The 24,510-nt window shown below is 70.1% G+C and carries 22 protein-coding genes; 13 read left to right on the top strand and 9 right to left on the bottom strand.

The features are described from left to right. Positions 1 to 325: 325 nt before the first annotated feature. The gene (locus tag RNB18_RS34715) at positions 326 to 970 is read right to left on the bottom strand and encodes a hypothetical protein (RefSeq protein WP_311718059.1); all 645 of its coding nucleotides are present in this window, start codon (positions 968 to 970) and stop codon (positions 326 to 328) included. 39 nt (positions 971 to 1,009) lie between these two features. Next, on the bottom strand, positions 1,010 to 1,786 hold the full coding sequence (locus RNB18_RS34710; RefSeq protein WP_311718058.1) for an MmyB family transcriptional regulator: 777 nt from the start codon (positions 1,784 to 1,786) through the stop codon (positions 1,010 to 1,012). Between the two features lie 291 nt (positions 1,787 to 2,077). Between RNB18_RS34710 and RNB18_RS34705 the strand changes: the two genes are divergently transcribed. Next, the gene (locus RNB18_RS34705) at positions 2,078 to 3,415 is read left to right on the top strand and encodes a cytochrome P450 (RefSeq protein WP_311718057.1); all 1,338 of its coding nucleotides are present in this window, start codon (positions 2,078 to 2,080) and stop codon (positions 3,413 to 3,415) included. Positions 3,416 to 3,478: 63 nt separating this feature from the next. On the opposite strand, the gene RNB18_RS34700 is transcribed toward RNB18_RS34705, so the two are convergent. Continuing rightward, entirely contained in the window at positions 3,479 to 4,192 is a 714-nt protein-coding gene (locus tag RNB18_RS34700) for a TetR/AcrR family transcriptional regulator (RefSeq protein WP_266518906.1), read from the bottom strand. A gap of 651 nt (positions 4,193 to 4,843) precedes the next feature. Here RNB18_RS34700 and RNB18_RS34695 point away from each other — a divergent pair. From RNB18_RS34695 to RNB18_RS34670, 6 genes are all read left to right on the top strand, one after another. Next, complete coding sequence (locus RNB18_RS34695) at positions 4,844 to 5,362, top strand: hypothetical protein (RefSeq protein ID WP_311718056.1); 519 nt, start codon at positions 4,844 to 4,846, stop codon at positions 5,360 to 5,362. A gap of 244 nt (positions 5,363 to 5,606) precedes the next feature. Beyond that, complete coding sequence (gene trpA / locus RNB18_RS34690; RefSeq protein ID WP_311718055.1) at positions 5,607 to 6,446, top strand: tryptophan synthase subunit alpha; 840 nt, start codon at positions 5,607 to 5,609, stop codon at positions 6,444 to 6,446. A gap of 35 nt (positions 6,447 to 6,481) precedes the next feature. Next, positions 6,482 to 7,027, top strand: a complete 546-nt coding sequence (locus RNB18_RS34685) for a hypothetical protein (protein WP_311718054.1) — start codon at positions 6,482 to 6,484, stop codon at positions 7,025 to 7,027. Positions 7,028 to 7,314: 287 nt separating this feature from the next. After that, the gene (locus tag RNB18_RS34680; protein WP_311718053.1) at positions 7,315 to 7,665 is read left to right on the top strand and encodes an SH3 domain-containing protein; all 351 of its coding nucleotides are present in this window, start codon (positions 7,315 to 7,317) and stop codon (positions 7,663 to 7,665) included. Between the two features lie 281 nt (positions 7,666 to 7,946). Further along, positions 7,947 to 8,669: a transcriptional repressor LexA gene (gene lexA, locus RNB18_RS34675; protein WP_394817719.1), complete on the top strand. Its 723-nt coding sequence runs from the start codon at positions 7,947 to 7,949 to the stop codon at positions 8,667 to 8,669. Between the two features lie 49 nt (positions 8,670 to 8,718). Then, positions 8,719 to 9,462 (top strand): SOS response-associated peptidase, encoded by a 744-nt coding sequence (locus RNB18_RS34670; protein ID WP_311718051.1) that lies wholly within the window; start codon positions 8,719 to 8,721, stop codon positions 9,460 to 9,462. Between the two features lie 127 nt (positions 9,463 to 9,589). Here RNB18_RS34670 and RNB18_RS34665 read toward each other — a convergent pair whose 3' ends face one another. Next, the gene (locus tag RNB18_RS34665) at positions 9,590 to 9,835 is read right to left on the bottom strand and encodes a DUF6207 family protein (protein WP_311718050.1); all 246 of its coding nucleotides are present in this window, start codon (positions 9,833 to 9,835) and stop codon (positions 9,590 to 9,592) included. A gap of 95 nt (positions 9,836 to 9,930) precedes the next feature. Here RNB18_RS34665 and RNB18_RS34660 point away from each other — a divergent pair, with 95 nt between their 5' ends. Further along, positions 9,931 to 10,290 carry a hypothetical protein gene (locus tag RNB18_RS34660; RefSeq protein ID WP_311718049.1) on the top strand — a complete coding sequence of 120 codons (360 nt, stop codon included), beginning with the start codon at positions 9,931 to 9,933 and terminating at the stop codon, positions 10,288 to 10,290. Positions 10,291 to 10,473: 183 nt separating this feature from the next. On the opposite strand, the gene RNB18_RS34655 is transcribed toward RNB18_RS34660, so the two are convergent. The 4 genes from RNB18_RS34655 to RNB18_RS34640 form a co-directional block, all read right to left on the bottom strand. Then, the gene (locus RNB18_RS34655; protein ID WP_311718048.1) at positions 10,474 to 13,686 is read right to left on the bottom strand and encodes a DUF3376 domain-containing protein; all 3,213 of its coding nucleotides are present in this window, start codon (positions 13,684 to 13,686) and stop codon (positions 10,474 to 10,476) included. Positions 13,687 to 13,778: 92 nt separating this feature from the next. Beyond that, on the bottom strand, positions 13,779 to 13,913 hold the full coding sequence (locus tag RNB18_RS34650; RefSeq protein WP_311718047.1) for a hypothetical protein: 135 nt from the start codon (positions 13,911 to 13,913) through the stop codon (positions 13,779 to 13,781). Beyond that, positions 13,910 to 14,929 carry a DNA polymerase Y family protein gene (locus tag RNB18_RS34645; protein WP_311718046.1) on the bottom strand — a complete coding sequence of 340 codons (1,020 nt, stop codon included), beginning with the start codon at positions 14,927 to 14,929 and terminating at the stop codon, positions 13,910 to 13,912. Before RNB18_RS34645 ends, RNB18_RS34650 begins: the two co-directional genes overlap by 4 nt. A 2-nt stretch (positions 14,930 to 14,931) precedes the next feature. Then, a complete protein-coding gene (locus RNB18_RS34640; protein WP_311718045.1) occupies positions 14,932 to 18,384 on the bottom strand; it encodes a DNA polymerase III subunit alpha in 3,453 nt (1,150 codons plus the stop codon). Positions 18,385 to 18,658: 274 nt separating this feature from the next. Between RNB18_RS34640 and RNB18_RS34635 the strand changes: the two genes are divergently transcribed. Together RNB18_RS34635 and RNB18_RS34630 are read left to right on the top strand one after the other, a co-directional pair. Next, positions 18,659 to 19,543 (top strand): thermonuclease family protein, encoded by an 885-nt coding sequence (locus RNB18_RS34635; RefSeq protein ID WP_311718044.1) that lies wholly within the window; start codon positions 18,659 to 18,661, stop codon positions 19,541 to 19,543. A gap of 39 nt (positions 19,544 to 19,582) precedes the next feature. Beyond that, a complete protein-coding gene (locus RNB18_RS34630) occupies positions 19,583 to 19,969 on the top strand; it encodes a hypothetical protein (protein WP_311718043.1) in 387 nt (128 codons plus the stop codon). A 134-nt stretch (positions 19,970 to 20,103) separates the two neighbouring features. On the opposite strand, the gene ku (RNB18_RS34625) is transcribed toward RNB18_RS34630, so the two are convergent. Continuing rightward, a complete protein-coding gene (gene ku, locus RNB18_RS34625) occupies positions 20,104 to 20,991 on the bottom strand; it encodes a non-homologous end joining protein Ku (protein WP_311718244.1) in 888 nt (295 codons plus the stop codon). Between the two features lie 229 nt (positions 20,992 to 21,220). Here ku (RNB18_RS34625) and RNB18_RS34620 point away from each other — a divergent pair, with 229 nt between their 5' ends. From RNB18_RS34620 to RNB18_RS34610, 3 genes are all read left to right on the top strand, one after another. Then, the gene (locus tag RNB18_RS34620; protein WP_311718042.1) at positions 21,221 to 22,186 is read left to right on the top strand and encodes an ATP-dependent DNA ligase; all 966 of its coding nucleotides are present in this window, start codon (positions 21,221 to 21,223) and stop codon (positions 22,184 to 22,186) included. A 214-nt stretch (positions 22,187 to 22,400) separates the two neighbouring features. After that, positions 22,401 to 23,459: a non-homologous end joining protein Ku gene (gene ku, locus RNB18_RS34615; RefSeq protein WP_311718041.1), complete on the top strand. Its 1,059-nt coding sequence runs from the start codon at positions 22,401 to 22,403 to the stop codon at positions 23,457 to 23,459. A 307-nt stretch (positions 23,460 to 23,766) separates the two neighbouring features. Then, complete coding sequence (locus RNB18_RS34610) at positions 23,767 to 24,456, top strand: HNH endonuclease family protein (RefSeq protein WP_311718040.1); 690 nt, start codon at positions 23,767 to 23,769, stop codon at positions 24,454 to 24,456. Positions 24,457 to 24,510: the final 54 nt, after the last annotated feature.

Raw genomic sequence — 24,510 nt, 5'->3', positions numbered from 1 at the left:
TGCCGCGCCGCTAGGGCCGCTGACCAGCGTTGCGTCGGCGTGGTCTGGAGCGGGACAGCGCTGGGCGTACACACCACGCCACCTTCACCAGAACCTTGTCCGTCGCGCTGTATTGGCTGCGGCGTGCTCTTCCGGCTCCACCAAGGCGCCTCCGCGGGCCCAATTGGTGAAGCCTGTACCGCGACGATCTGAACTGGCCCCCTGAGTGACGAGCCAGAAGAACCAAGTGGAGCCATTCCAGGCCACCTTCACAGGAGGCGATCTTCACGGATCGGGGCCGCTTCGAGACGCCTCGGTGGTCCCAAATGACATCGCCGTAGCCAGGTCAGGCGTACATCCGGGCGTGCTGGAGGTAGGCGAAACTGTCGCCCACGCTCAGCACGGCCACCATGTCCTTGCCCAGCTTCTGGTAGGAGGCGTACTCCTCGCCGTTGAGGGTGATGCCGACCGCCGGCGCCTCGGGCCCGGTCGGGGTCGCCCGCCGCAGGGACTCGACCAGGTTGTAGGGGGCCTTGAGTTCGAGGACCTCCACCACCCGGCGGTAGCCGTCGAGGAGACGTTTGCGCTGGTTGTCCGCGGCGCGCTGGATGGCGAAGAGGGCGTTCGCCAGCGGGCCGTAGCCCGTCTGCTCCGCCTCGGCCAGCATGGTGTGGCAGGCCCGCAGGGTCTCCAGGTGGCGGGGACTTACTTCCACGGCGTACAGGCTGGTCAGCTGCCGGCCACGGGGGCTGTGCAGCAGGTATCCGCCCTGGTCCGGTGCTGCCCCGTCTTCCGGGAGATCCTTCCACTGGAGCACGGCGGGAAGTTGCCGGTGGATGTCGCTCCAGGCCTTGTGCGCGTCGCGGATGAGTTCGGCCTCTTCCACATACAGCTCCATGAGCGTGTAGTCGCGCAGGCTGGTCAGCAGAGGGCTTTCGATCTCGTTGAACCGGACCAGGAACTCCATGTCGTCCGGCACTAACACGTACATCGGTCGGTCTCCTCCCATCGACTGCGGTGGCCGGGCTTCCTAGGCGGCGGCCTCGAAAAGGACCGTCCAGACGCTGAGTCCGGCCGGTGTGTGTGACGCCATGAACCGCGCCGTGCCCGGCCCTCGCGTCCGGTGGCGCAGCGGCAGTTCTTCGTTGTCCAGGCCGACGAGCGACTCGGTGAGCTGCTGCAGCCGGGGATCGCGCTCCAGGTCCGCGCAGATCGTCTGCACCGCACGGTCGTCGGGGTAGCGGTGCTGGGCCAGCCGCAGCTCGGTCACCAGGCGCGCGACCCACTTCTCCCGGTCGACGAGGACTGCTTGGGCCTCCTCGGACCACAGGGCCCACCGCCAGAAGTTCGTCGGCGGCCTGCCCGTTGCGAACAGCTCCGCGAAGGCGCCGTTCGCCGCGACCAGGTGGCCGTCGGGCATGAGTGCGCACGCCATCTCGCTCTGTCCGCTGAGGACTTTGCGCCAGTGCGGGGAGGGCTGTTCCACCGGCAGCACCGGTTCGGCCCCGTACAGGTCCAGGTAGGCGATCCGCAGGTGGTACGGGCTGAATCTGAGCAGCTCGGTGATGCGCAGGAACAGCTCGGGCTGGGGCCGGAAGTCGTTGTTCTCGACCTTCGCGTAGACGCCGGCTCCGCCTCCGAGGAGGACATCCACGTCGACCTGTCGTAAGCCCGGGGAGCGCGGCCCGCCCCGTCGGCTCACCAGCGGGGGCAGCCCGGCATCCGGTCGCGTCAACCTGCCGCGGTAGTACCGCAGCAGCCACTGCCACACGTGCTCGTAGTCGTGCTCGGGCTTTCGGCTCCTCACTCGCTTCTCCCGTGCTGTCGAGCGTTGTTGATATGCGTTCGCAGTCAGACTGCGCCCGGCATGCGGGCCGTTGCTAACCGGCTCACCGGCCCTGACGATGGAACGCAAATCAAATCATGTGACTCACCTAGTTCGGAACGGTTCATGGACATCGCTCCGGACAGGTGTCACCTATGCATGCAATTGCAAAGATCACCCCACTTAGCGCATATGTTCTTTCCGCCCTGCTGGTGCCGGACGGAAGGCATCGCGTGATCGTCACTCTGCGTAGCAAAGTCAGGAGCTCAACCCGTGACCCTCATCCAGAATCCGGAGGGCGCCGACACCACGTCCGGCACCCCGGCGGCACTCAGGATCCACCGCCCCGAAGCGCGGCCACCGATGCCGCCCTCCGCCGTTGCAGGCGGATGCCCTTTCCAGCTGAAGGGATCAGTCCCCGGGTCCAGCAATGGTGTCGAGGGCCGCACCCTGCAGCACTACGGACCCGCCCCACTGGTCGAGCTGCCCGGCGGCGTTCAGGCCCGGGTCATCGTCGCCTACGACCTGGCACAGCGCCTGACCGCGGGCCGCGACGTCAGCCGTAACGCCGACCACTGGCCCGGCTTCCGGGACGGCAGCCTTGCCGTTGACGGCGTGCTCCGCCAGTGGGCCGGCCCCCGCAACGCACTCAACGCCGAGGGCGAGGAACACGCGCGGCTGCGCGCCCCGATCCAGGCCGGCCTCACGCCTCGCCGGGTACGGGAGATGACGCCGGTGATCGAGGCCATCGTCGAGGAGGCCCTCGAGGACCTGGAAGCTCTTGCGGACGCCTCCGGCGTCGTGGACCTGGTGCCCGCGTTCGCCCTGCGGATCCCGCAGCAGGTCATCACCCGCCTGATGGGCGTACCGTCCGCCCTCATGGGACAGTTCGGCCAGGCGGCAACGGGACTGTTCGACACCTCCGCAGGCCCGGCGGACATGCAGCGCTCCATGGACACCGTGCTGGAACTACTGGGAGAGATGGTGGCCGCCAGGCGTGACCACCTCGGGGACGACCTGGTGAGTGACCTGATCCGCGCCGCCGAGCAGACCGACAGCCCGCTGTCCGACGAGGACCTCCTGGCCCAGCTGATGCTGGTCGTCATCGCCGCCACCGAGACCACGGTGCACGCCATCGGCACCCTGATCGTGCACCTGCTGACGCATCCCGCGCAGCGCGCCCTCGTCCTCGGCGGGGAGGTCTCCTTGGACGACGCTCTGGAGGAGAGCCTGCGGCTACAGCCGCCGGCCGCCAGCGTTCCGCTGCGCTTCGCCGTCCGCGATTTCGAAGATGCCGAAAGCGGCCAGGTGTTCCGGAAGGGGGAACCGATCTTGATTCACGCCGCGGCCGCCGGGACAGACCCGGATGTCCACACCGCGCCCGGCGTCTACAACGTCCGCCGCCCGACCCGCCGCAAGCACCTCGCGTTCGGGCACGGACCGCACGTGTGCCCCGGCGCTCCGCTGGCCCGACGCGAAGTGGTCATCGCCGTCTCCCGCTGGCTGGAAGCCTTCCCCGACGCCCGCCTGGCAGTCGACGCCGCACGGCTGCCCCAGCCGCACTCCTTCATCGCCAACGGGTTCACGGAGATCCCCATCCGCCTGGCCTGACGCACCGCAGGGCGCGAAGCAAGGAGCGTCATCGTCGACCGCGCCCCCTTCGCGCCCTGCCGTTCAGTCCGTGGCAGCGGGCGTGTCTGCGGAACCGCGCTTCTCCTTCAACTGCCCCTGCACGGAGGTGTAGTAGGCGTCAGCATGCTGAGAGGTATGGACCAGCTCATGGCCGCGCCCGACGGAGACCTGCAACTTCGCCGCCGTCTCCGCGGTGGCCACGGCGTGAACCATCTGCTGGTTCAGCCGGTCAACCGCGACCGCGAGCTCGCCGTAATTCTCCCGGAAACGCAGGTCCAGGCCGACCCACGCGTCGACCCACAGCGCCGCCCAGTCGGCGGGCTCCAGCCCCGGCTGGAGTTCGCCCAAGTCCCGGGCGTCCTTCATCAGTTCAGCGATCACAGGGGTGTAGGTCCGCCACAGGTATCCGAAGAAGGGCTTGCCCTGCTCCGTCGCCAGGCGGTTCGCGGCCCTGATCACCGTCACATGCGGCGTCAACACCGCCAGAAGGATCGACGCGTCGACAACGCTCTGCAGACGAGGCGTGCCCAGCGTGATCGAATCCATGATCAGCGACTCTTGGACCACGCTGTAGGCGAGCTCGTCCTTGTCCCGCCACAGGTTGTACAGGGAGCCCCGGGAGAGGCTGCCCGCCCTCTCCAGGATCTGGTCCACCGTCGTCTTGGCGAAGCCCTGCTCGTCGAACAGCTCCGCGGCAGCTTTGAAGATCGCGTCGTACTTCGCCCGAGCTCGCGCCTGAACTGGCTGCCGTGCCACCGTGCCTCCTGAAATCCAAACCGGTCACTGCCCGGCGCCGGACACCAAGGGGCCCGGACCGACGCAGACCACTCACCGCGAGTGCTGGTCTTCTGTGTGCGGACAGTAAGCGATGAGGTTAGTCGCATTATCACTGCGCCCACTACGCCGACGTTGATTCTTTCGCACCGCACATGGTTGAGTCCCTGTAACCAAACCAGGTGTCCGACCTTGTTTTTGCGGGTTGGGCGGGCGGCGAACGTCTCCGAGACTCACGCAATCCAGGGCGTGTGAGCCCGGACACCCCGCGGGCCGCGAGGCCCGAGCGCCGCACATCTGGATGGCTGGCAGGGACATGCCTCTCCTGTTGTCGCGGGAGAGGCACGCCCCGGCCCTCGACCCGTGTCGAGTCAGCTCCGTCAACAACTGAATGTGGCCGTGTCCTGTTGTCGCAGAACACGGCCACCAGTGGCGGCTCGCGAGAGCCGCCCGCACCCAGAGCTCGAATCCATGAACCCGCTGGGGTGCCACAGCAGGCGTGTTGTCGCACGCCTCGCACCAGGATAGCCGCACCGGTCCTGCTCACAGCAGGACTGGGCGCAACCTCCTGGGCTGGAGCCCCAGCACCCTCAACAGGAGGTTGCTGTGCGCCATCCCTTGACGCACCACCGCGTGACCCGCCGCGCAGGATCAGGACTCCTCGCCGTCGCAGCCGTAGCCGGCACCGCGACGATGCTGTCCGCCGCCCCGGCATCCGCCCTGAGCTGGCACTGCTCCAAGGGCTCCCACACCATCGACACGGCCAACTACGCGGGACCGTGGCCTGACAACTGGAAGGTCACCGTCAAGAACTGCTCCGCACGCAGCGGCGCCTACGTCTACGGCAAGGCCACCATCAAGTGGGATGGGCCGACGTTCAACAACACCCACCCCAACATCTTCGACGGCGCCAAGTACCGCCTGGTGGTGAAGAAGTCGGTGCGCGGCACCGACCCGACCGTGGCGAAGAAGGACTTCAACCTCGAGGGGAAGCTGGAGACCAGCGCCAACTCCGGCTCGTACACGACCGGCACGATCAAGGCCAAGGTCAACTCCACCAAGGCGTACGCCGACGGCACGCTCCTCCTGGACTGGCACCAGTGCTGCGGCGGCTACAAGTCGTGGGGCTTCCCCGCCTCGCCGAATACCTGAGCAGCCATGACTGCGGCTGCCCCGCCCGGCGGTCCAACCGGCCATCCGGCTCGGCTCTTGGGATCACCGCACCTTCCGTGAACCCAACAGCCGCGGGTCGGCCCGTCTTCCCCCGGGCGGCGCAGGCCCATCGGCAAGGGCCCGGCCGCACGGCCGGACCCTTGCCGGCCCGGAGAGCCACTTCCTCGTCATGCCCGGATCGCCACAGCTGCCCAACCAGGTCTGGCCGACCCGAGAGGCCGTTATGCGCACTTCTCCTCCCTCCTGGTCCGCTGCCCGTCTGGACTACGCCCTCGCGACCAGCCGCGAAGAGCAGCGTGCCCCGCTCGCCATCTACCTGCCCGTCAACTACCCGAACCGCGCGGCCAGCCGCGAGGCACTGCTGCGCGCCGCCGAGCACGCCGACGTGCTGGAGCTCGGCGTCCCGCACCACAGCTGCCCGATGGACGGCCCGGTGATCCGGCAGGCCGCCACGCAGGCCCTCGCCGGCTCGGACGGCTTCCAGATGCGCGACCTGTTCGCAGCCGCCGTCGAGTTGACCGCCCGCACCAGAACTGCCCTGGTGGCCATGTCGTATTGGGAGCCGATCCGCTCCTACGGCGCCACGGCTTTCACACGCGAGCTGGCCGCCGCCGGCGGGGCAGGGGTGCTCGTACCCGACCTCCCCCCGCACGCAGCGCCCCTGTGGCGCGAGACCGCCGCCGAGGCCGGGCTGTACACGGTGGCCCTGGCCCCGCGGCACGCATCCTCCGCCCGTCTCGCCGAGCTCGGCGAGACGACCACCGGCATGCTCTACGCCCCCGCGACCCCGGGTCTGACCGGCACCCGGCTCCCCCTCAGCCCGCATCTGCCGCGCCTGGTACGCCGTCTGCGCGAGGCCACCGGCCTACCGGTCGCCACCGGAGTCGGCATCAGCTCACCCCAGCAGGCCGCCCAAGTGTCGTGCTTCTCGGACGCCGTGGTGATCGGCTCCGCCGTCATCCGCCGCATGCAGACCGAACCCGACGCCCCGGCAACGGCCGCCGCAGCCGCATGCCGCGACTTCGCCCAGGCCGTGCGCCAGGCCCGCCGGCCCGCGGCCTGACCCCCACCTCCTCGAAGCGACTCGGAGATCCCTTAGTGAGCCTCCCTCACCAGCCGCGCACCAACCTCGACGTCGGCTTCGTCGCCCAGTACACGCTCCCGGACTGGTACGCGAACAACACTCCGCAGTGCACCGACGCCACGCCCGCCGTCGCCTGGCACAGCGTCGACAACCCCGCACTCGATCTCACCACCCGGTGCCGCATGTGTGCCGCAGCCGAGGTCGCCGCGGTCACCGTGCGCTCCCACCAGGGCCTGCTGGTGTGGATGCGCTGGCAGGCTATCGACGGCCCCTTCTGCGGACCCTGCGGCACCGCCCTCATCCGCAAACTCACGGTCCGAACGCTGTGCCTGGGCTGGTGGAACCCCCTGTCGCTGGCCGCCGCGGCCCCCGCCGCGCTGGTCGCCAACGCGGCCGCCTATCGCCGACTGCGTCGTCTGCCACCGCCCGTCCCGCTGCCCGGCCGACCCCGGCCAGACCCCGGCAAGCCAGTCCTCCAGCGGCCTCTGGCCTACGTCGTCCTCATCCCCTTGGCCGGAGTGATCTGGCTCCTCAGCACGGCGCTGGCCTCGCTCGCCTGATGCGCCAGCCCCCAGCGCGCGCCCCTCCGCAGACCGGCGAGCACCTCCCAGACCCCTGTCACCAGCAAAGAGAACTCACAGAGCAGAAGCGAGTAGCTCTGCCCCAGCCTCGCTCCAGTCGAGGCAGAACGTGGTGTCGGCCTGGCTTGCGCGTCGCGCACGAATGGGCGGTGCCCATCTCGCTGATCCGGATCACCACCGAGATTCTCCGGCGTGCTGACCAGGCCGCGGCCGACCCCGCGCCGGGGGCTTCTTTCACCCAACCAATCTCCGAAGGAAAACAACGCATGCCACTTCGTCGGCGAATAGCAACTTTTGCCCTGTCTGTCAGTCTCCTCACCGGTGCCGCCGTAGCCCTCGCGCCCAGCGCGTCGGCCGTGGGCTCCTCCGCCTGCACCGTCAACTTCCCCGACGACAACGGGACTGTCTCCACGAACGGCGTCAACTACCGCTCGGGTCCCGGGACGAGCTATTCGTCCAAGGGCCTGGTCTACAAGGGCGACCGAGTCCGCGAGTACTGCCTCACGTCGAGGGGCGGCAAGCTCTGGTACTACACCAAGCTGCTGAAGAAGTCGCAGGGCGGCTTGCCCGCGGGCACGTACGGCTGGCTCCGGGCGGACATGTTCATCGACGACTGAGCTCGTGACATCGCATCGCGCATAGCGGACGCGGCCGCAAGGCGGGTGCCCTCACGTGTTAAGGCCAGCCGGAGATCTGACCCGCTCAGTGGCCCGAGGGCCAGAGCGGATGCCGCATCGCCTGATCCGCCTGCCTCTGGCGTGGGCCCCGACGGAGTCAACCGGTCGGGGCCCGCATCCGTTTCCCGACCCGCCGCTCGCCTCCCGGCGCGACCGCGCGAGGCCCCACACTCTCCGAACACGCCTCTGCGCATCAGGGCAGTCGAAACAGTGTTCCATTTATGCAGGGTGACGGGTTATCGTCGCGTTCTGAGAGATCTTGTACGGAGGCGCCCCGGATGGAGAACCCTGCACGGCGAGGCCGGCCCCCGGGCATCCGGACGGCCGAGGGGGAGCTGACGGACCGGCAGGCAGCGATCGTCCGCTGCATCACCGAGGCGGTTCTGCGGCAGGGCTACCCGCCGTCGATGCGGGAGATCGGCCATGCCGTGGAGCTCGCCAGTACATCCTCGGTCGCCTACCAACTGACGGCCCTCGAGGGCAAGGGCGTCCTTTACCGCGACCCACACACCCCCCGCGCCTACCGCGTGCGACCGTCGTGGGCACCGGACCTGGGAAGCCGGGGCGTGGTCCCTGTCGACGTGCCGCTCGTCGGCCGGATCGCGGCCGGGGCGCCCCTGCTGGCCGAGGAGATGGTCGAGGACGTCTACTCGCTGCCCCGGCAGGTCGTGGGCGAGGGTGACCTGTTCGCCCTGACAGTGTCCGGCGACTCCATGATCGACGCGGCGATCTGTGACGGCGATGTCGTGACCGTACGGCGGCAAGACAGCGCCGACCACGGCGACATCGTCGCCGCGCTCCTGGACGACGAGGCCACGGTGAAAGTGTTGAGGCGGCAGAACGAGCAGGTGTGGCTGATGCCGCGCAACCCGTCCTTCGAACCCATCCCCGGCGACGACGTACGCATCCTCGGCAAAGTCGTCGGCGTCCTGCGCGTGCTGTAGACCCGGGTCGCACGGTTGCCCAGCCCTGCGGGGGTGCGAGAGTGGCGGTATGTGTGGTCGATACGCATCCACTCGTAGCCCGCAGGAGTTGGCGCCGCTCTTCCAGGTGCCCGACGTCCCCGCGAAGGAGACGCTCGCGCCGAACTGGAACGTCGCCCCAACCAACGACGTGTGGGCAGTCCTCGAGCGCGCTCCCCGCGACAAGGACGACATTGCGGCAGTGCAGCGGGAACTGCGGCCGCTGCGCTGGGGCCTGGTCCCGTCGTGGGCGAAGGACGTGAAGATCGGCGCCCGGATGATCAACGCGCGGGTCGAGACGGTGCACGAAAAGCCCGCCTACCGCCGCGCCTTCGCGCGGCGCCGCTGCCTGTTGCCCGCCGACGGCTTCTACGAGTGGGAACAGATCAAGGACCCGGCCACCGGCAAGCCCCGCAAGCAGCCGTACTTCATCCACCCCCAGGACGAGCAAGTGATGGCCCTGGCCGGTCTGTACGAGTACTGGCGCGACCCGGCCGTGAAGCAGGACGACGACCCAGCCGCCTGGCTGATGACCTGCACCATCATCACCACCGAAGCCACCGACGTGGCCGGCCGGGTGCACCCCCGCATGCCGCTCGCCCTCACCCCCGACCACTACGACGCCTGGCTCGACCCCACCCACCAGGACCCTGACGAGCTGCGGGCGCTGCTCGACCAGCCGGCCGAAGGCCACCTGAAGGCCCGGCCCGTCTCCACCGCCGTCAACAACGTCCGCAACAACGGGCCCCAGCTCCTCGACGAACACCCCGCGTGACACCTGCCGGCCCTTGCGCGCCGCGGTTCAGGCGAGTTCGCGCCGATAACGAGCGCGGTGGAGGCGGGTGTGGCACCGTGGACGCAGGCTGGCTCCGTCGCTTTCCCCCGTAGCGACGGAGCCAGCCTCACTCTCCGCTCCCGCGCGCCCGCCCCGGTGAGAAGCCTTCCTCGGACACCTGGCGCAGGTCGGCGTACATCCGCAGCCGCACACCTGGCTGTCCGGCATCCCGGGTGGTGGGCTCGGCGGCCGTCGTTGCCCAGATGCGGGCGATCGCCGCATGGAAGGCGAGAACGGTGGCATCGTCGAGACCTGCCACGTCGATGACGAGCAGGCCCGGTTCGGACAGGTGAGCTTCTCGGATCGGGTCCATATCTGTCAGTACGTGCTCGGAACGGCGGAGGTTGTGCGCCGAGCGCGGATTCACCCGACCGGGGCTCTGTCAGTGGCAGCATCTACCGTCAGGGCATGACCAGTTCGCCGAACTCCCCTGACCAAGCATGGGTGTTACAGGTCACCATCTGGGCGGCGTCAGCCGCCGATCCGCAATGGAAAGCGCAGCTGAACCGGCTCCGCACGATCGCATCGTTCCACGACACCACGAAGACCTGGCAGGCGCGCCTTGGCGCCCTCGATCTGGAGGGACTGAACGTGCTGCAGGCTCTCCTCGCCGCCGCCAGCGCCCATGGCACCCAGGTGCGTCTTGAACCTGCGCCCGTTCCAGAGGGCTGGGCAGGCCCCGTCTTCACGAGGGGGCCGGACGTGGCCGCTCTACTGGAGGCACAGGCCGACCACGGTCGGCCGCTCGGTCAGCTGCCTCTGCCCTGAGGAGACCGCGCCGGATGAGGACTTCGAGCAAGGAGCGCTGAAGATTCAGGACGGATATCGGGACCTGCGCGTCCCTGACCCTATGAAGTGGTCCGGCTCCCCGAGAAAGGTCATAGCGGCCGATGGTGACAGCCCTCCGTCCGAGTCGGACGCACTGGGCCGGGCCCCATCCCACGCCCACCGTCAGGCGAGGGGTGCGTCGGCTGCGCCGCTTCGGGGGTACAGCCAGGGGAACGCGGTGGTGATCCAGCCGAGGACCCCGTAGAGCACCAGGGCCACCCACCAGCTGCCCAGGGCGGCGGAGGAGCCGAGCACGCCACCGACGGCTTGGACTGCCGCCGCGATCACGCCCGCGCCCGCCGCGCAGGCCGCCAGGGCTTTGGGGCGGACCGACCCCACCTGGAGCAGTAGGGCCGCAGCCAGGGCGTAGGCGAGGCCGACGGTCACGGAGCGGGCGGGCGTGCCGAGGTCAGGGGTGCGCAGGCCGTGGCAGGTGGCGAACGCGAAGGCCGCGGCAGGCGCCAGGAACGCGGCGACCCGCACGGGCCACCGCACGGCTGCTGGCCCACGCAGCCGGCACGCCGCGGCCACGAGGGCAGCCGTGGCGAAGAGGCAGAGGGGGACGTGGGCCGGCATGGAACTCCAGCGGCCCGCGCCGAAGGCCGCCCCGGTCCACATCAGGGCCACCGCCGCGAAGGCCGTGGCCGGTGCGAGGATGGACAGCAGGGGCATGGTGACAAGCAGGGGCTTCAGCAAGGCCAGCGCATTCCGGGCGACACGGGCCCGTCCTCTGCCGGACGGCTGGATCGCGGGCCAGGCGAGGAGCCCGGCCCGCAGGGCGGCCCGGCGCGGATCGCGGGCCCTGACCAGCTCGGAGACTTTCTCCGCGCCGATGGCCCGGAAGTCGTCCAGGGCCTGGGCGAAGGCCTCGTCGGGCAGGGGTGAGGGGTCAGGCGGAAGGGCGGGCAGGTTGATGCTCTCGGCCTGCAGGTGGGCGATCATCGGCAGTTCCTCGTCGAGGATCTCGCGCTGACGCACGGCAGTGAGCACGCCCCGCACCCGGTCCCAGCGAGGCACGTCGGGGTTCTCGGCCAGGTCGTTGGCCCACAGCAGTGCGAAGGGCGAGCCGGGTGGCATGGCGGCCGCCACCTGCACGCCCAGGGCGGTGTCGTCTGCCGCCGCGCCGAACCGGGCCGCGAGCCGCTCATCGGTGGCGACTACGGAGATGAGGGAGGAGGCCGCGTCGAGGCGGCCCCAGGTCCAGTCACTGATCCGCCAGCGGGCGCTGAGGAAAGCGGCGAAGTTGCTGAGCTGGTTGCCGCTCAGCTTGGCAGCGACGAGGTCCTGGGGAGTGAGCGGCGCGCCCGCCCCGAACACCTCGCGGGTGGCCCAGCTGGCGTTGGCGGCCGAGATGGTGTGGAAGGACAGGTCGTTCGCCTCGGCGAGCGGGTCCGGGCGCAGCGGCCCGGTCAGCACCTCGGCGGCGGTGAGCGCCTCCGGCATGCCCGGGCCGGCTCCGGCCGGTGCCGTGGCGGCTTGACGAAAGGCCAGGTAGGCGTCGTCGGGGCCGGGGCCCAGACTCAGGCCGATGGAGCAGCCGAGGGCGGCGAGGTGGTCCCACCACGGGGCGTACGGGTTCTCGAGCGCCTCCGGGTCGGCGCCGGGGACGCCCAGGTCCGCGCCGGGGCCGGCGACGGCCGCGGCCAGCAGCGCCGACCAGTCCTGCCAGGCCTCCGGCGCCGCGTCCCAGGCCGGGAGAGCGGGTGTCAGCAACTGCAGCAGGCGTGTGGCGTCCCGGTGCGCGGAGCAGGCGTTCTCGGGGAGCGCGCCGCCGGCGAGGGCGTCCGCATAGCAGCGCAGCAGCAGCCGGTCCCGGGCGGCGATCAGCGTGGCGACCGCGGAACGGTATGTGTGCAGCCTCCGGCGGCAGGCGGCGGACGTTGCCGCAGGAGGCGGCGCCGAGCTGCCCTCGCGGGCCCGGACCCAGTCCAGGAGCAGCCGTACGGCCCGGGCCAGGGCGAGCGGGGAGGCGTGCGGGGTGGGCAGCAGCGTGCCGTAGCCCAAGCGCAGCTGGGTGAAAAGCTCCACCGACCCCGGCCCGGCACTCTCGTCCAGGGCCCTCAGCGGGCCCGGCCCGGACGGCAGCGGCAGCGCGTCGGGGCCGGTCACCTCCGCCGGGTCCTCCAGCAACCGCACCAGCCGCCCGGCCTCCGCCAGACCGACGGTCCGCAGGTACGAGCCCAGCCCCGAAGTTCCGGCCTGGATCAGGCCGATCAGGCTGCGCGGCAGCACCCCCGCAACCGCCTCCGGCTGCTGGGCAGCTGCGGCGGCGCGCAGTTCGAGGGCGTCGTCGCGCAGGGACTCCGAACCCGATTTCACGGCGAAGGAGGCGGCGGCGGTTCGCACCAGCCGGGTGACGCGCTCGTCGGTGCCCCTCTCCGGCTTCGGCGGGAAGGGCGGGACAGGCTGCAGGAAGAGCAGCCACCGGTCGGCAGGGCGTTCGACGGGTGCTCCGCCGACGGCGCGGACAGCCCAGGCGACAGGGATATTGTCCAGCAGACCGCCGTCAATCATCTCGGTGCAACCGCCGAGGTTGTCGTCCGGGTACCCGGTCTCGCTGCTCACCCCGCGCATGTTCACGCGGGGCGGGGCATCGGGCGGGGGCGGTTCGTTGCCCACGTACATCCGGGCCGGTTCGAAGGCGCCCGGGAAGGACGACGACGTCCGGGCGGCGTATGCGAGCCGGTCCAGGGCCAGTTCCCGGGCCAGTAGGTCGGCGGGGAAGTCGGTCAGGCCTGGGCGGTGGCGAAAGCGGAAGTAGGCGTGGGAACGGCCCACGAGCAGCAGCTGACCGAGGTTCGGCCGCACCCAGTCCCGGCGGGGGCGCAGCCGGGTCGCGGTGAGGATCAGTCGCAGCGAGCGGGCGGGGTGCCAGCCGGGGTCGGGGGGCTGTGCGAGGAGGTCATCGAGTGCGGCGCGCAGCTGGCCGTAGAACACCTTGTCGCCCCGCATCAGGGAGCTGGGCGGCGTGTGTAAGGGGGTCGAGTGGTTGAGTAGCCCTTCGAGGTCGCCGAGCTCCAGCCACAGCCGGCGTACATCGGGGCCGAAGGGCATGCCGTAGACGAGGTGGCAGGCGAGCAGCACCCCGTTGAGGCCGCCGGCGCTGGTCCCGGCGAGGACGTCGATGTCGACGTCCTCGTACTCGCACTGTTCGAGGACGGCGCTGTAGACGGCGGTGGTGGGGTCGCCCTCCCCGGGGCTGCTGGGAGCCGCAGCCCGTAGGCGGGCCAGTTCGCAGCAGGCTCCGCCCATCCAAACGGCCAGACTGACCCCGCCCCGCATGGCGACGGCCAGCCGCAGTTCCTTGTTGCGGCGGCCTTCCGAAGGAGTACTCATCCCCTCATCGTGAACCGGCCCTCGGTCCCTCGCACTTCGGCCGCTACCGGGAGGCGAGGTTGCCAGGATTCAGCCGTGCGCGGCATAGCGGGCTAGCCGGCCCAGCCCACGTCGTACACCTGGATCCCATCCGCGTAGGCGGCCTTCCGGGCTGACGGCGCCACGTTGGCCTCGCGGGCATCCTGCCGTACATCGGCGGGCCGCGGCAGCCGGGCAGCTGCCCTCATCGGCGTTGGCCGTTCTTAGGGGCGGAAGGCGACGAGGTGATCGCGAGAGCGGCGGGATAGATCACGTTGTGCCCGTATCGAGCCCGCGCGCGATCGGCGACGGCTTCGATCGCGAAGGGTTTGTCGTCCCCCGCATCGAGGGTGAGCTGCCGGGTGGCCCGGGCGGCGGGCCGAAGCGCGTCGGCGCGCAGCGCGATGCAGCGCACTCGGGCGCGCTGGAGCCCGAGGGATTCGTACACCGCGTACGCGGTCCGGGCCAGAAGGAGGGTGTGCTGGGTGGCTTCGGGCAGGGTGCGGCTGCGGCGGGTGGCGCTGCCGTCGGCGTAGCGGACCGTCAAGGTCACGCCGGTGGCGATCTGGTCGGTGGCGCGCAGGCGGGCACCGAGGTCGTCGGCGAGGGCGAGGAGGGTGCGCCGGTGGGCGGCCGGGTCGAGTTCGTCCCGGGCAAAGCGGTGTTCCGTGCTGAGGCTCGCCGGAGCCGGGGTGGGATCGACGACCTGGGTGTCGCGGCCGTGGGCGTGCTCGTGGAGGGCGCGGCCAGCGCGGGCGCCAAGGAGGCGCTGCAGGGTGTGCTGGGGGACGTCGGCGACGTCGCCGACGGTGTGCAGGCCGTACTCGCCCAGCAGCGTCGCGGTCTTCCCGCCGACGCCGGGCAATTCCCGTACGGGCCGGGGCCGCAGGAAGGCTGAGATCGCTTCGGGGGAGTCGTCGATGACGGTGCGCCGCCCGAAGGGGGTGAGGGCGCAGGCCATGGTGGCGAGCATCGGGGTGCCGGCCACGCCCGCCGCGCTGCGCACCCCGAAGAGGGCGAGTGCGCGGAGCTGGACGAGTTCGGTGATGCCGCGGGCATCGCGCTGCCACCAGCGCGTTGCCCCGGTGAGGTCGAGGAGGGCACCGCCCTCGAGCATCTGTACGCGCGGCGTGAAGTCCTCCAGCAAGCGGCGCAGCCGTTCCGGGAGTTCGACGTCGGCATCGGGCGGCAGGTCGAAGGAGAGACGGAGGATGCTGCGGCTCATGATCACCCTGCGCTTCCCTGGCTTCGGTGCCCGAGCCGTTTCAGGTCCGCGGAGCGGGTGCCGGCGGGCTGGAGATCGGCATAGGGGTGGAGCCGGGCCCCGGCCGTGCCGTCGGCGAGCGTGCGCTGGGGTGGGGCCGGCTGTGCGGGGGTGGGGGCCGGGCCGGTGCGGCCGAGGAGGTCGAGGGCGGCCTGGGGGCCGTGGTCGCGGCGGGCGGCGGCCACCTCGTCCAGGTCCCAGGCCATTTCGCCGACGACCGTGCGGCGCGGGCCGCGGGCGGTGACGGTGCCGCGTACGAGCAGCAGTCCGGAGTGGAACACGGTGTGTGCGACGTTTTCGTGGGAGTCCTCGAAGAAGGCGATGTCGACCAGGCCGGAGCCGTCCTCCAGGGTGCAGAAGATGACGCGCTTGCCGGACGGGATCGGCGGCGTCTGTGTGGAGGCCCGTACCCCGGCGACCAGGACCTTCTGTCCGGGCACCAGAGCGCGCAAGTGGGCGGCGTCGGTCGCGCCGAGCTCGCGCAGCAGCCGGTGGTGGTGCTCCATCAGATGCCGGCTCACATCGATGGAGAGGGTGTCGAGTTCGGCGCCGAGCTGGTCGCGACTGGTCATCTCCGGCAGCCCGCTCGGGGCTGCGGTCACCAGTTCGCCCCCCAGCGGCAGCTGCCCGTCGGTGGCGGTGCGGTTGCGGGACTGCCGGTGCAGTTCGGTGGCCTGCAGCAGCAGGTCCCGCCGGGTCAGGCCGGGGGAGAGGGCATCGAAGGCGCCGATGCGGATCAGACGCTGCGCCAGCGGCAGGGACGGGCGGGCCGGCAGCCACACATCCTGCAGGCCGGTGTAAGGCTGACCGGCCACCAGACGCGCGGTCTCCGCCTCACTGATGCCCTTGATAGTGGAGAACGCCAGGCGCACCCCCCAGCCCTTTCCGGTCTGCTCCACACTGTGCTGCCCGCGGGAATGGTTGACGTCGACGGGCAGCACCGGCACGCCGTGGCGGCGGGCGTCGGCGACGATGACCCGGCGCGGCCACATCCCCGGATCGTGCTCCAGCAGCCCCGCATACAAGTACGCCGGGAAGTGCGCCTTCAGATACGCGGACTGCAGAGCGGGGACGGCGAAGGCCACCGCGTGCGCGCGGCAGAAGCCGTACGCGCCGAAAGAGGACACGGTCTCCCACACCTCGTCCAGCACGTCCTTGGCGTAGCCGCGCTCCCCGGCCGTACGACGGAACCAGCCCTCGACCCTCGGCAGCCGGTCGACGTCGGCCAGGGCGCGGCGGGCGACGTCGCCGGCGGCCCGGTCGCAGCCGGTCATCCGGGACAAGATGGCGATGATCTGCTCATGCCAGATCACCACGCCGTATGTATCGGACAAGATCGGCTCCAAGTCCGGGTGCGCGTACCTCGGCGCCGCACCGTGGCGAGCCGCAATGAAGAGAGCCGGCATGCCGCCACTGACCGGGCCAGGCCTGAAGAGGCTGATATCCGCGACGACGTCCTGCATGTGCCGCGGCTGCAGACGGCCCACCAAATCCTGCTGACCAGGACTTTCGAGCTGGAAGAGGCCGACGGTGTCCGAGGCGCGGATCATCTCGAAGGCCCGCTGGTCATTCAGGCTGACGTGATCGGGATTGTCCAGATCGAGCGCGCGTCCGGTCGTGCGGCGGATCTCGGCGACCGCGTACGCCATCGCAGACTGCATGCGCACGCCCAGCACGTCGAGCTTCAGAAGACCGAGATCCTCGACGTCCTCCTTGTCAGCCATGACCATCGGGTAGCCGGCCGGGGTCGGCTGCACCGGAAGCCGGTCCAGCAGCGCCGCGTTCGACAGGATCACCCCGCACGGGTGCATCGCGTAGCCGCGCGGCAGCGCATCCAGGCCCTCGGCGAGCTCCCACAGCGGCCCGAACTTCTCTGCCTGTGCGGCGAGTTGTCGCAGCTCCGGCAACTCGGCCAGGGCGCCGCGGATGTCCCGGGCCCGGATGTGCGGGAAGCTCTTGGCGATATCGCCGATGACCTGCGGCGGGATCCCGAGAGCAAGGCCGGTGTCGCGCACGGCGTGACGGGCGCGGTAGGTCTCGGGCATGCCGGTGACCGCGGTCCGCTCCTTCCCGAACCGTTCGATGATCGCGTCGTACACCTCCAGGCGCCGCTCGGACTCCACGTCGAGGTCGATGTCCGGCAGCGACGTTCGGCGCTCTGAGAGGAAGCGTTCGAAGAGGAGCCGGTGTTCGAGCGGGTTGGCCGTGGCGACGAACAGCGCGTGGTTGACCATGGAGCCGGCGCCGGAGCCTCGCGCGGCGACCCGGATCCCCAGCGCCCGGGTGTCCGCGACGACTTGGGCCACGGCCAGGAAGTACCCCTCAAAGCCCAGCCGGCCGATCACCTCCAGCTCGTAGTCGAGCTGCCGCATCGCAGGCTCGTCCGTGTCTAGTCCCCGGGCGGCCATCCCGGCCTCACACCGCTGCCTCAGCAGCCGCATGGCCGAACCTCGCTCGGGACCCGCGCCCACGACGGACGGTTCGGGGAAGTGGGGACGTCCGAGCCCGAGATCGGCCGGCGTGAGGGTGCAGGACTGGCCTGTGGCCTCGGTCTCGGCCAGCAGGCGGACGGTCCGCGCGGGGTCGTCACCGACGGCCTGGGCGATCCGCTCGGCGGCCGCCGCCATGACATCGACACCCTTCAGCCAGCGCTGCCCGCCGTCCAAGTGCCGACGGTCGACGGGCCGCAGCAGCCGGGCCGCGTCGAGCACGTCGGCCAGCCGGTGCTGGTCGGGATCGGCGTAGCGGACCGCGTTCGACAGCACCGCAGGCACACCGAGCTGGTCGGCCAGGCCCACAGTGCGCGCGGCCAGCCGCAGCGAGCCCGCGCCGGTGCCCTGCCGGCCCAGGTGCACGGCCTCCAGCCGCAGCCGCTCTCCGGCCAGCTCCCGCCATGGCACCAGCAGCTGCTCGGCCACGTCCGGACGGCCGGCGGACAGGGCCCGCACCGGCTCGGAGGCCGGGCCGAGCAGCACCACCAGATCGTCATCGGCGTACGCGCGCAAGGTCGCCCACGACACGACTGGCGCCGTGCCGTCGGCCACGGCGTGTGCGGCGGACACCAGGCGGCACAACCGTGCCCATCCGGCCGCGTTTTGCGCGAGCAGGGTGATCCGCAGCGGCGGTTCGATCACGTGCGCGCCGCCGCGCGCGGGCGTACGCGGGCGTCCGGCAGCAGGGTCGGGCGAGTTGAGCGGGGCGACAGCGACGTCGACGCCGAAAACGGGGCGGATTCCGGCGGCCGCAGCGGCGGTGGCGAAGCGGACCGTGCCCGCGACGGTATCCCGGTCGGTCAGTGCGAGCGTCGTCATCCCGCGCTCGGCAGCGCGCTGGACCAGAGCGCCGGGGAGCGATGCGCCGTAGCGGGCTGAATAGCCGGAGGCGACGTGCAGATGAGTAAATCCATTGCTGCGCACCTCCTGCCTCTCGTTCGCCCCTCCCCTGACGCGTGTCCCTCCAGGTCTCCACCATAACCGAAAACCGAAAACTTGTTCGAATGTGTGGCGTGGCGTTCTCCACGTGTCGCCCGGGTGGCGCCGGATCCGCGCTCACCTTCCGGGGTCTTCCCTGCCTGCCGGGGCTCCGGTGAGCGTGGGGGCGGGGTCCAGGGCGAGATGATCTGCACGCGACAAGTCAAGCACTCTGTGTCATCATCGAACACACAGAGTGATGTTCGTTAAGGGAGTCGCCATGCCTATGCTGCTCATCAAGGGCTCGTTCAAGGTGTCGGAGAAGGCCAAGCCGGACGGCGACACCATCTCGTTCATCCCGGACAACGTGGCCGACTGGAAGCTCGTCCCCGGGTGCAAACCGATCCTGCCCGCCGCCGACGGCCACGCCAACATCCGGCTCGAAGGCATCGACGCGCTGGAGACCCACTACGCGGGCAGCTACGGACCGGACCAGCACCAGCCGATCGACCTCGCCCACCAGGCCGCGGACGAACTGCTGACGTTCCTCGGCTTCACCAGCATCGTCCGTAAGCCGGACGAGACCGTCACCCTCACCCCCGCCAGCGTGCCCGGCTTCATCCTCACCCGAGGCTCCGACGTCTACGGCCGCTGCGTGGCCCTGGTCGGCCGGGGCACCCCGCCCGGGTGCAGCGGCTACGAGATCAACGTCAGTGATGCCCTGCTGAAGAAGACCGCCAACCACCACCTGCTCGAGCTCGGCCTGGCCTACCCGACCTTCTACACCGGCTTTCCCGTCTCCCTGCGCAACGTCCTCGCCACCGCCGCCCAGCAGGCCCGCCTCTCCACACCGCCGCTGGGCGTGTGGGCCAAGGACGTCACGCAGTCCGGAGTGAAGATCACCGGAATGGCCTCGCTCACGGCCGACGACGGAGCGGTCATCCTCCCGAAGTTGTTCCGCCGACTGAAGGAATACCTGGACCTCGACCCCACAAGCCCCTCCCTTGCCTGCCTCCCCGCCTACCTGGGCGGAGGCGCCGACAAGTTCCACATGCCGCCGACCTCCAAGGAGATCACCGGCCTGCAACACGCCATTGAGATCACCAACGGCAACACCGTGAGGATGACCCACCAGCCCGAAGAGATCATCTTCGTCGAAAAGTAGACGGCCGGAGCCGACCGGCCATGACCTGTGCGAGGTGCCATGACGGATCCACGAACGATCCTGTGGCAGGCGCGCCAAGGTCCCGTGCCGCCGCAGTGGCGCGTGTTCACCAAGAGGCGGGGCGCGCTGTCCGGCTTCTTCCGCGGGACGTCGAACGATCCAGACCCGCTGCTGGTGATTACGCTGGACGGCTCCGTCGAGTACATCAGCGAACGCAAGCCGCTGACGATCGTCGTCTTCCAGGATCTGGCCAGCATGAAGCTGCAAGTGGCCAGTTCCGATTCGTCGCGTGCCGTCTCCACCTGGGTCGACCTGCGCTACCTCGACGGCAGCAAGTCGAAATGGCGCTCCGGCTTTGATCTGGAGGCGGTCCAGGGGTTCATCGAGGCCTACGGCGCCCACAAGGCACTTCGCGGGTACGCGTGAGTCCTGGCGCGCCCGCCCGCTTTCGACGCCGAGGCAATACAAGCAGCGGGACACGGTCGAACATCGAGCGCAACGGATGCAGTCGTGGACCCCGGGCGGAAGCCCGACCCGGCACCCCTGTGCGCGGCAACCGATCAGGCGCTGCGTGATCGGCGCGCTGCCGGCTTCTTCGTGGTCTTCTTCGCTGCCGTCTTCTTGGCCGGCTGCTTCTTCGGCATCTCGTGGACGTCGGCGTCCCCGCCGCGGGAGGCCTTGGCCTGCTGGACGGACTCGTTGAGTGCGGCCATGAGGTCGAGGACTCGGCCCGGCTGCTCGGGCTCCGGGGCTTGGGGAAGGGGCTTCTCTTCCCGCTTCGCCTCGATGATCTTTGCCAGGGCGTCGGTGTAGGTGTCGGTGAACTCGGGGCCATCGAGGTCGTCCTGGGTCATGCGGTCGATGAGCGCGAGCGCCTGCTCGATCTCCTTTTCCGACACCGTCTCGTGCGGCGGGTCGACGGCGGCCGGATCGCGCACTTCGTCCGGCCAGCGCATCGCATGCAACACGATCGCATCGTCGCGCAGCCGCAGCAGTCCCAAACGCTCCCGGCCGCTCCAGGCGTACTTGGCGATCGCCACCTTCGACGACCTCCCCAGTGCTTGGCGCAGCAGCTTGTACGGCTTCGCCGCCACCTGCCCGTCCGGCACGAGGTAGTAACCCTCCGCGATGCGGATCGGATCGATGGACTCCAGGGGCACGAAGGCCTGGATCTCAATCGCCTTCGCCGTGGGCAGCGGCAGCTCTTGCAGCTCCGCATCCGAGATCGCCACCACCTGGTTCTTGGCGTACTCATAGCCCTTGCCGATCTCCGACTGGGCGATCTCGCGATCCTCAAGCTCGCAGAATTTCCGCACCCGTACCCGGCCCATGTCCTCCAGGTGGTACTGGTGGAACTGGATCGAGTGGTTCTCGGTCGCGGACGCGACGCGGATCGGGATGCTCACGAGACCGAAGCTGATCGCGCCGGACCAGATCGTTCGGGGCATGGCAGACCTCCCAGTACGCCCCGAGCTCTCCCAGCCTAAAAGCACCACCGGCACCAGGCACCCCCGCGGCGGGTGGCCCGTCACCACCAACGGCACGCCGGCGCGCTGACCTGCCGTGGTCGGCCCCATAGGCGGGGTGCCCAAGGCCATGGTCGGGCCTGTGGTCGTGTGCGCCGTCACTCGGATTGCGGAAGGGCGGTCTGAGTGACGGCATGGGGCTGTGACGTGGATGCTTCCGGAACCGATGCTCGCCGCCTCTGCGCCCGACCCTGTGCTGCTGCCGGGGTGGGCGGGAGAGCCGAAGTGGGATGGCTACCGGGCACTGGTGGGCCGCTGGTCCGGCGGCCGGGTACTGATCCGCTCCCGCGCCGGAGGCGACCTGACCGGGGCGTTTCCCGAGATTGTTGCCGCAGCCGCCGACTTGCCCGACGACATCGCACTCGACGGGGAACTGGTGGTATGGGAGAACGACCAGCTCGCCTTCGAACGGCTGCAGCAACGGCGGCACCGCAGAGCAGGAGCCGCCGCCCAGGCGGCCGCGCAATGGCCGGCCCACTTCGTCGCCTTCGACCTGCTGCGCCTGGGCACCGACCGGACCGGTCAGCCCTACCAAGAACGCCGCAGGGCGCTGGAAAAGCTCTTCACCAGCCAGCAGCTTCAACCCCCATGGACGTTGTGCCCGTCCACCACCGATCCGCAGCAGGCCGCCGCATGGCTGCAGTGGTCCTCGGTGGGCATGGAAGGCCTCGTGTTCAAACGCCTTGATCAAAGTTACGTGCCCGGCTGGAGAGGATGGCGGAAGTACCGTTCCCGGCACAGCACCGAGGCCCTGATCGGCGCGGTCACCGGCACCCTGGCCGCCCCGGCCACAGCCTTCCTTGGACGCTTCGACGCAACCGGCCGACTTCAGTACACCGGCCGCACCACCGTGCTGAACGCAGCCGCCCGCCAGGCCCTCGCCGACGAGCTCCAGCCCGGCCGCCCCGGCCATCCCTGGACCGGGTGGACCTTCTCAGCCGGGTGGGGCTCACGGCAGGAGCTCCACGTGCGGCTGGTGGAACCGGTCATCGTCGCGGAAGTCGCCGTCGACGTGGCCTTGGACGCGTCGGGGCGGTGGAGGCACCCGGTCCGGCTCCTGCGCGTGCGCACTGATCTCGCACCCTCCGAGATTCCCCTCTTCGGGCAGGAACACTGACCGGAGTCCCCACGTGAATGCCCTGGCACAGGCGTCGGCGCTGATGCCAGAGCGCATGAACAGTCCGGCTGGCCGCAGGGTGAAGGATGCGGACCTGGCGGTGTGCTCCGCCTGCCATACCCGCCGCGCGCAGGGAAACGAGCAGTGTCAGCGTGGAGATCACACGCACCTTCACCGGGTGCGCCCGCTGGGCGGATGGGACGGAGTGGGCGTCATGGCACGCGCGATCTGGACAGGCGTGATCACGTTCGGGCTGGTCAGCGTGCCGGTCGGCCTGTTCACGGCAACGGAGGACCACACGGTCCACTTCCATCAGCTGCAGCGCGGCACCTCGGACCGCATCCGCAACCGGCGCGTCAACGAACGCACCGGCGACGAAGTGGACAGCGACGACATCATCAAGGGCTTCGAGGTCGGCGAGGGGGAGTACGTCATCGTCGAGCCCGACGAACTCGACGAGATCGCGCCCGGCCGCTCCCAGACCATCGACATCAGCGACTTCGTCGACCTGGACGCCATCGAGCCCGTCTACTTCGACCGCACCTACTACCTCGCGCCGCGCGGCAAGGAATACCTCAAGGTGTACGACCTGCTGCGCGCCGCCCTCGCGGATGCCAACAAGGTGGGGATCGCCTCCTTCGTCATGCGGGGCAAGCAGTACCTGACCGCGCTCCGCGCGGAAGTCCTGGTCCTGCAGACCCTCCACTGGGCCGATGAGGTCCGTGACCCGCGCAAGGAACTGCCGGAGCTGCCCTCCGGCCGGGCCGGCAAGGGCAAGGAGCTGGACATGGCTCTCCAGCTGGTCGACGCCCTCAGCGGCCCATGGAATCCGGCCCGGTATCACGACACCTACCAGGACAAGGTGCGCGAGCTGGTGCAGGCGAAGGCTGAGGGCCAGGAGGTAGCCGTCGCCGAAGAGGCGCCCCAGGCCACCAACGTCGTCGACCTGATGGAGGCCCTGCAAGGCAGCCTGGAGCGGACCCGCTCCGCGGGCGGCAAGAAGCCGGCGGCATCCCGGAAGAAGGCAGCGGCCCGCACGCCGGCGCGGAAGACAGCAGCGAGCAAGACGAAAAAGGCGCCGCCGAAGCAGGCGCGTGCGTCGTCCTCGCGCAGCCGCGGCGCCGGGAAGAGCGAGCTACGGCAGTTGAGCAAGGCGGAGCTCTATCAGCAGGTAACCGCCCAGGACATTCCTGGCCGGTCGAAGATGAGCCGCGAGCAGCTGATCGACGCCCTCGCCCGCACCGGGCGCCGAGGCAAGAAGACGGCCGCGTGACCGCGCGCCCAAGCGGGGCAGTGCGCCAGCCGGCCGTCCGGTGCACGCCACCGTGTGAACCCGATAACCCGCCGCGCTTCCTAAGGCCGAGCCACCAAACGCATGCACGCACCGACGCTGTCGCGCACCGCCACACGCCTCAGGTCGCGGTGGATGTTGGGACAGGCATCGAGCTGGCGACCTGCACATTCGATGTGCGACGCAGCCCGCCCGTGAATCGTTTTTGCGGTGAATGTGTCCGCCCGTGAGGGTGAGAGAGAGCCGGTTGGGCGTCTGCTGGGGGTGGGTTGGCCTGTAGAACGCGGGGGTGTTCAAGAACTTTCTGCGGGGCTTCGGCGTGCTGACGCTTGCGGTGGTCCCGCTCATCGCTTCCGGTCCCGTACAAGCCGCCCAGGCTCCTGCCAGAGCGCGGGCCGCGCAGGTCACGACGCTCACTGACGCGATCGACCGGGTGCGCCTCGATGATGAGGACCGTTCCGGCTACACCCGCTCGTCGTTCCGGCACTGGAACGCCGGCGACATCGCCACCGACGGGTGCAGCACCCGTAACGAGGTCCTGCTGGCCGAGGCCGTCAGGGCTCCGGAGGTGGGCCCCGGCTGCCGGCTGACCGGCGGTCTCTGGTTCTCCTACTACGACGGCCAGGAGGTCACCGACCCAGGCGCCCTGGACATCGACCACATGGTGCCCCTCGCCGAGGCCTGGGATTCGGGCGCCTCCGCCTGGACGCCCGCCCGGCGTGAGGCCTACGCCAACGACCAGGGCGCGCCGGCGTCGCTGGTCGCGGTGACGGCCCGTACGAACCGCCAGAAGTCAGACCAGGACCCGGCCCAGTGGATGCCGCCGGCACCAGATGCGCAGTGCCGGTACGTGGGGGAGTGGGTCGCCACCAAGCTGCGCTGGCAACTGACCGCCGACACTGCCGAACTCGAGGCGCTGAAGGTGTTCGCCGATGGTCCCTGCGAGGACAGCGTCGTGTCGTACACCCCCGCCCCGTAACCGCCGTCCCCGCTCCGCAGCGCCGACCCCTCAGAAGCCCAGGGCTCTCCGGAG

Source organism: Streptomyces doebereineriae, assembly GCF_031845645.1.
GTDB lineage: Bacteria > Actinomycetota > Actinomycetes > Streptomycetales > Streptomycetaceae > Streptomyces > Streptomyces canus.
The sequence above is the reverse complement of the archived record's forward strand: the minus strand, read 5'-3'. Positions and strand labels throughout refer to the sequence as shown.

Excerpts from the sequence above, each read along its gene's own strand:
- RNB18_RS34715 (WP_311718059.1), bottom strand. The coding sequence starts at position 970 with ATGTACGTGTTAGTGCCGGACGACATGGAGTTCCTGGTCCGGTTCAAC.
- trpA (WP_311718055.1), top strand. The coding sequence starts at position 5,607 with ATGCGCACTTCTCCTCCCTCCTGGTCCGCTGCCCGTCTGGACTACGCC.
- RNB18_RS34680 (WP_311718053.1), top strand. The coding sequence starts at position 7,315 with ATGCCACTTCGTCGGCGAATAGCAACTTTTGCCCTGTCTGTCAGTCTC.
- lexA (WP_394817719.1), top strand. The coding sequence starts at position 7,947 with ATGCAGGGTGACGGGTTATCGTCGCGTTCTGAGAGATCTTGTACGGAG.
- RNB18_RS34670 (WP_311718051.1), top strand. The coding sequence starts at position 8,719 with ATGTGTGGTCGATACGCATCCACTCGTAGCCCGCAGGAGTTGGCGCCG.
- RNB18_RS34665 (WP_311718050.1), bottom strand. The coding sequence starts at position 9,835 with ATGGACCCGATCCGAGAAGCTCACCTGTCCGAACCGGGCCTGCTCGTC.
- RNB18_RS34660 (WP_311718049.1), top strand. The coding sequence starts at position 9,931 with ATGACCAGTTCGCCGAACTCCCCTGACCAAGCATGGGTGTTACAGGTC.
- RNB18_RS34655 (WP_311718048.1), bottom strand. The coding sequence starts at position 13,686 with ATGAGTACTCCTTCGGAAGGCCGCCGCAACAAGGAACTGCGGCTGGCC.
- RNB18_RS34650 (WP_311718047.1), bottom strand. The coding sequence starts at position 13,913 with ATGAGGGCAGCTGCCCGGCTGCCGCGGCCCGCCGATGTACGGCAGGAT.
- RNB18_RS34645 (WP_311718046.1), bottom strand. The coding sequence starts at position 14,929 with ATGAGCCGCAGCATCCTCCGTCTCTCCTTCGACCTGCCGCCCGATGCC.
- RNB18_RS34635 (WP_311718044.1), top strand. The coding sequence starts at position 18,659 with ATGCCTATGCTGCTCATCAAGGGCTCGTTCAAGGTGTCGGAGAAGGCC.
- RNB18_RS34630 (WP_311718043.1), top strand. The coding sequence starts at position 19,583 with ATGACGGATCCACGAACGATCCTGTGGCAGGCGCGCCAAGGTCCCGTG.
- ku (WP_311718244.1), bottom strand. The coding sequence starts at position 20,991 with ATGCCCCGAACGATCTGGTCCGGCGCGATCAGCTTCGGTCTCGTGAGC.
- RNB18_RS34620 (WP_311718042.1), top strand. The coding sequence starts at position 21,221 with ATGCTTCCGGAACCGATGCTCGCCGCCTCTGCGCCCGACCCTGTGCTG.
- ku (WP_311718041.1), top strand. The coding sequence starts at position 22,401 with ATGGCACGCGCGATCTGGACAGGCGTGATCACGTTCGGGCTGGTCAGC.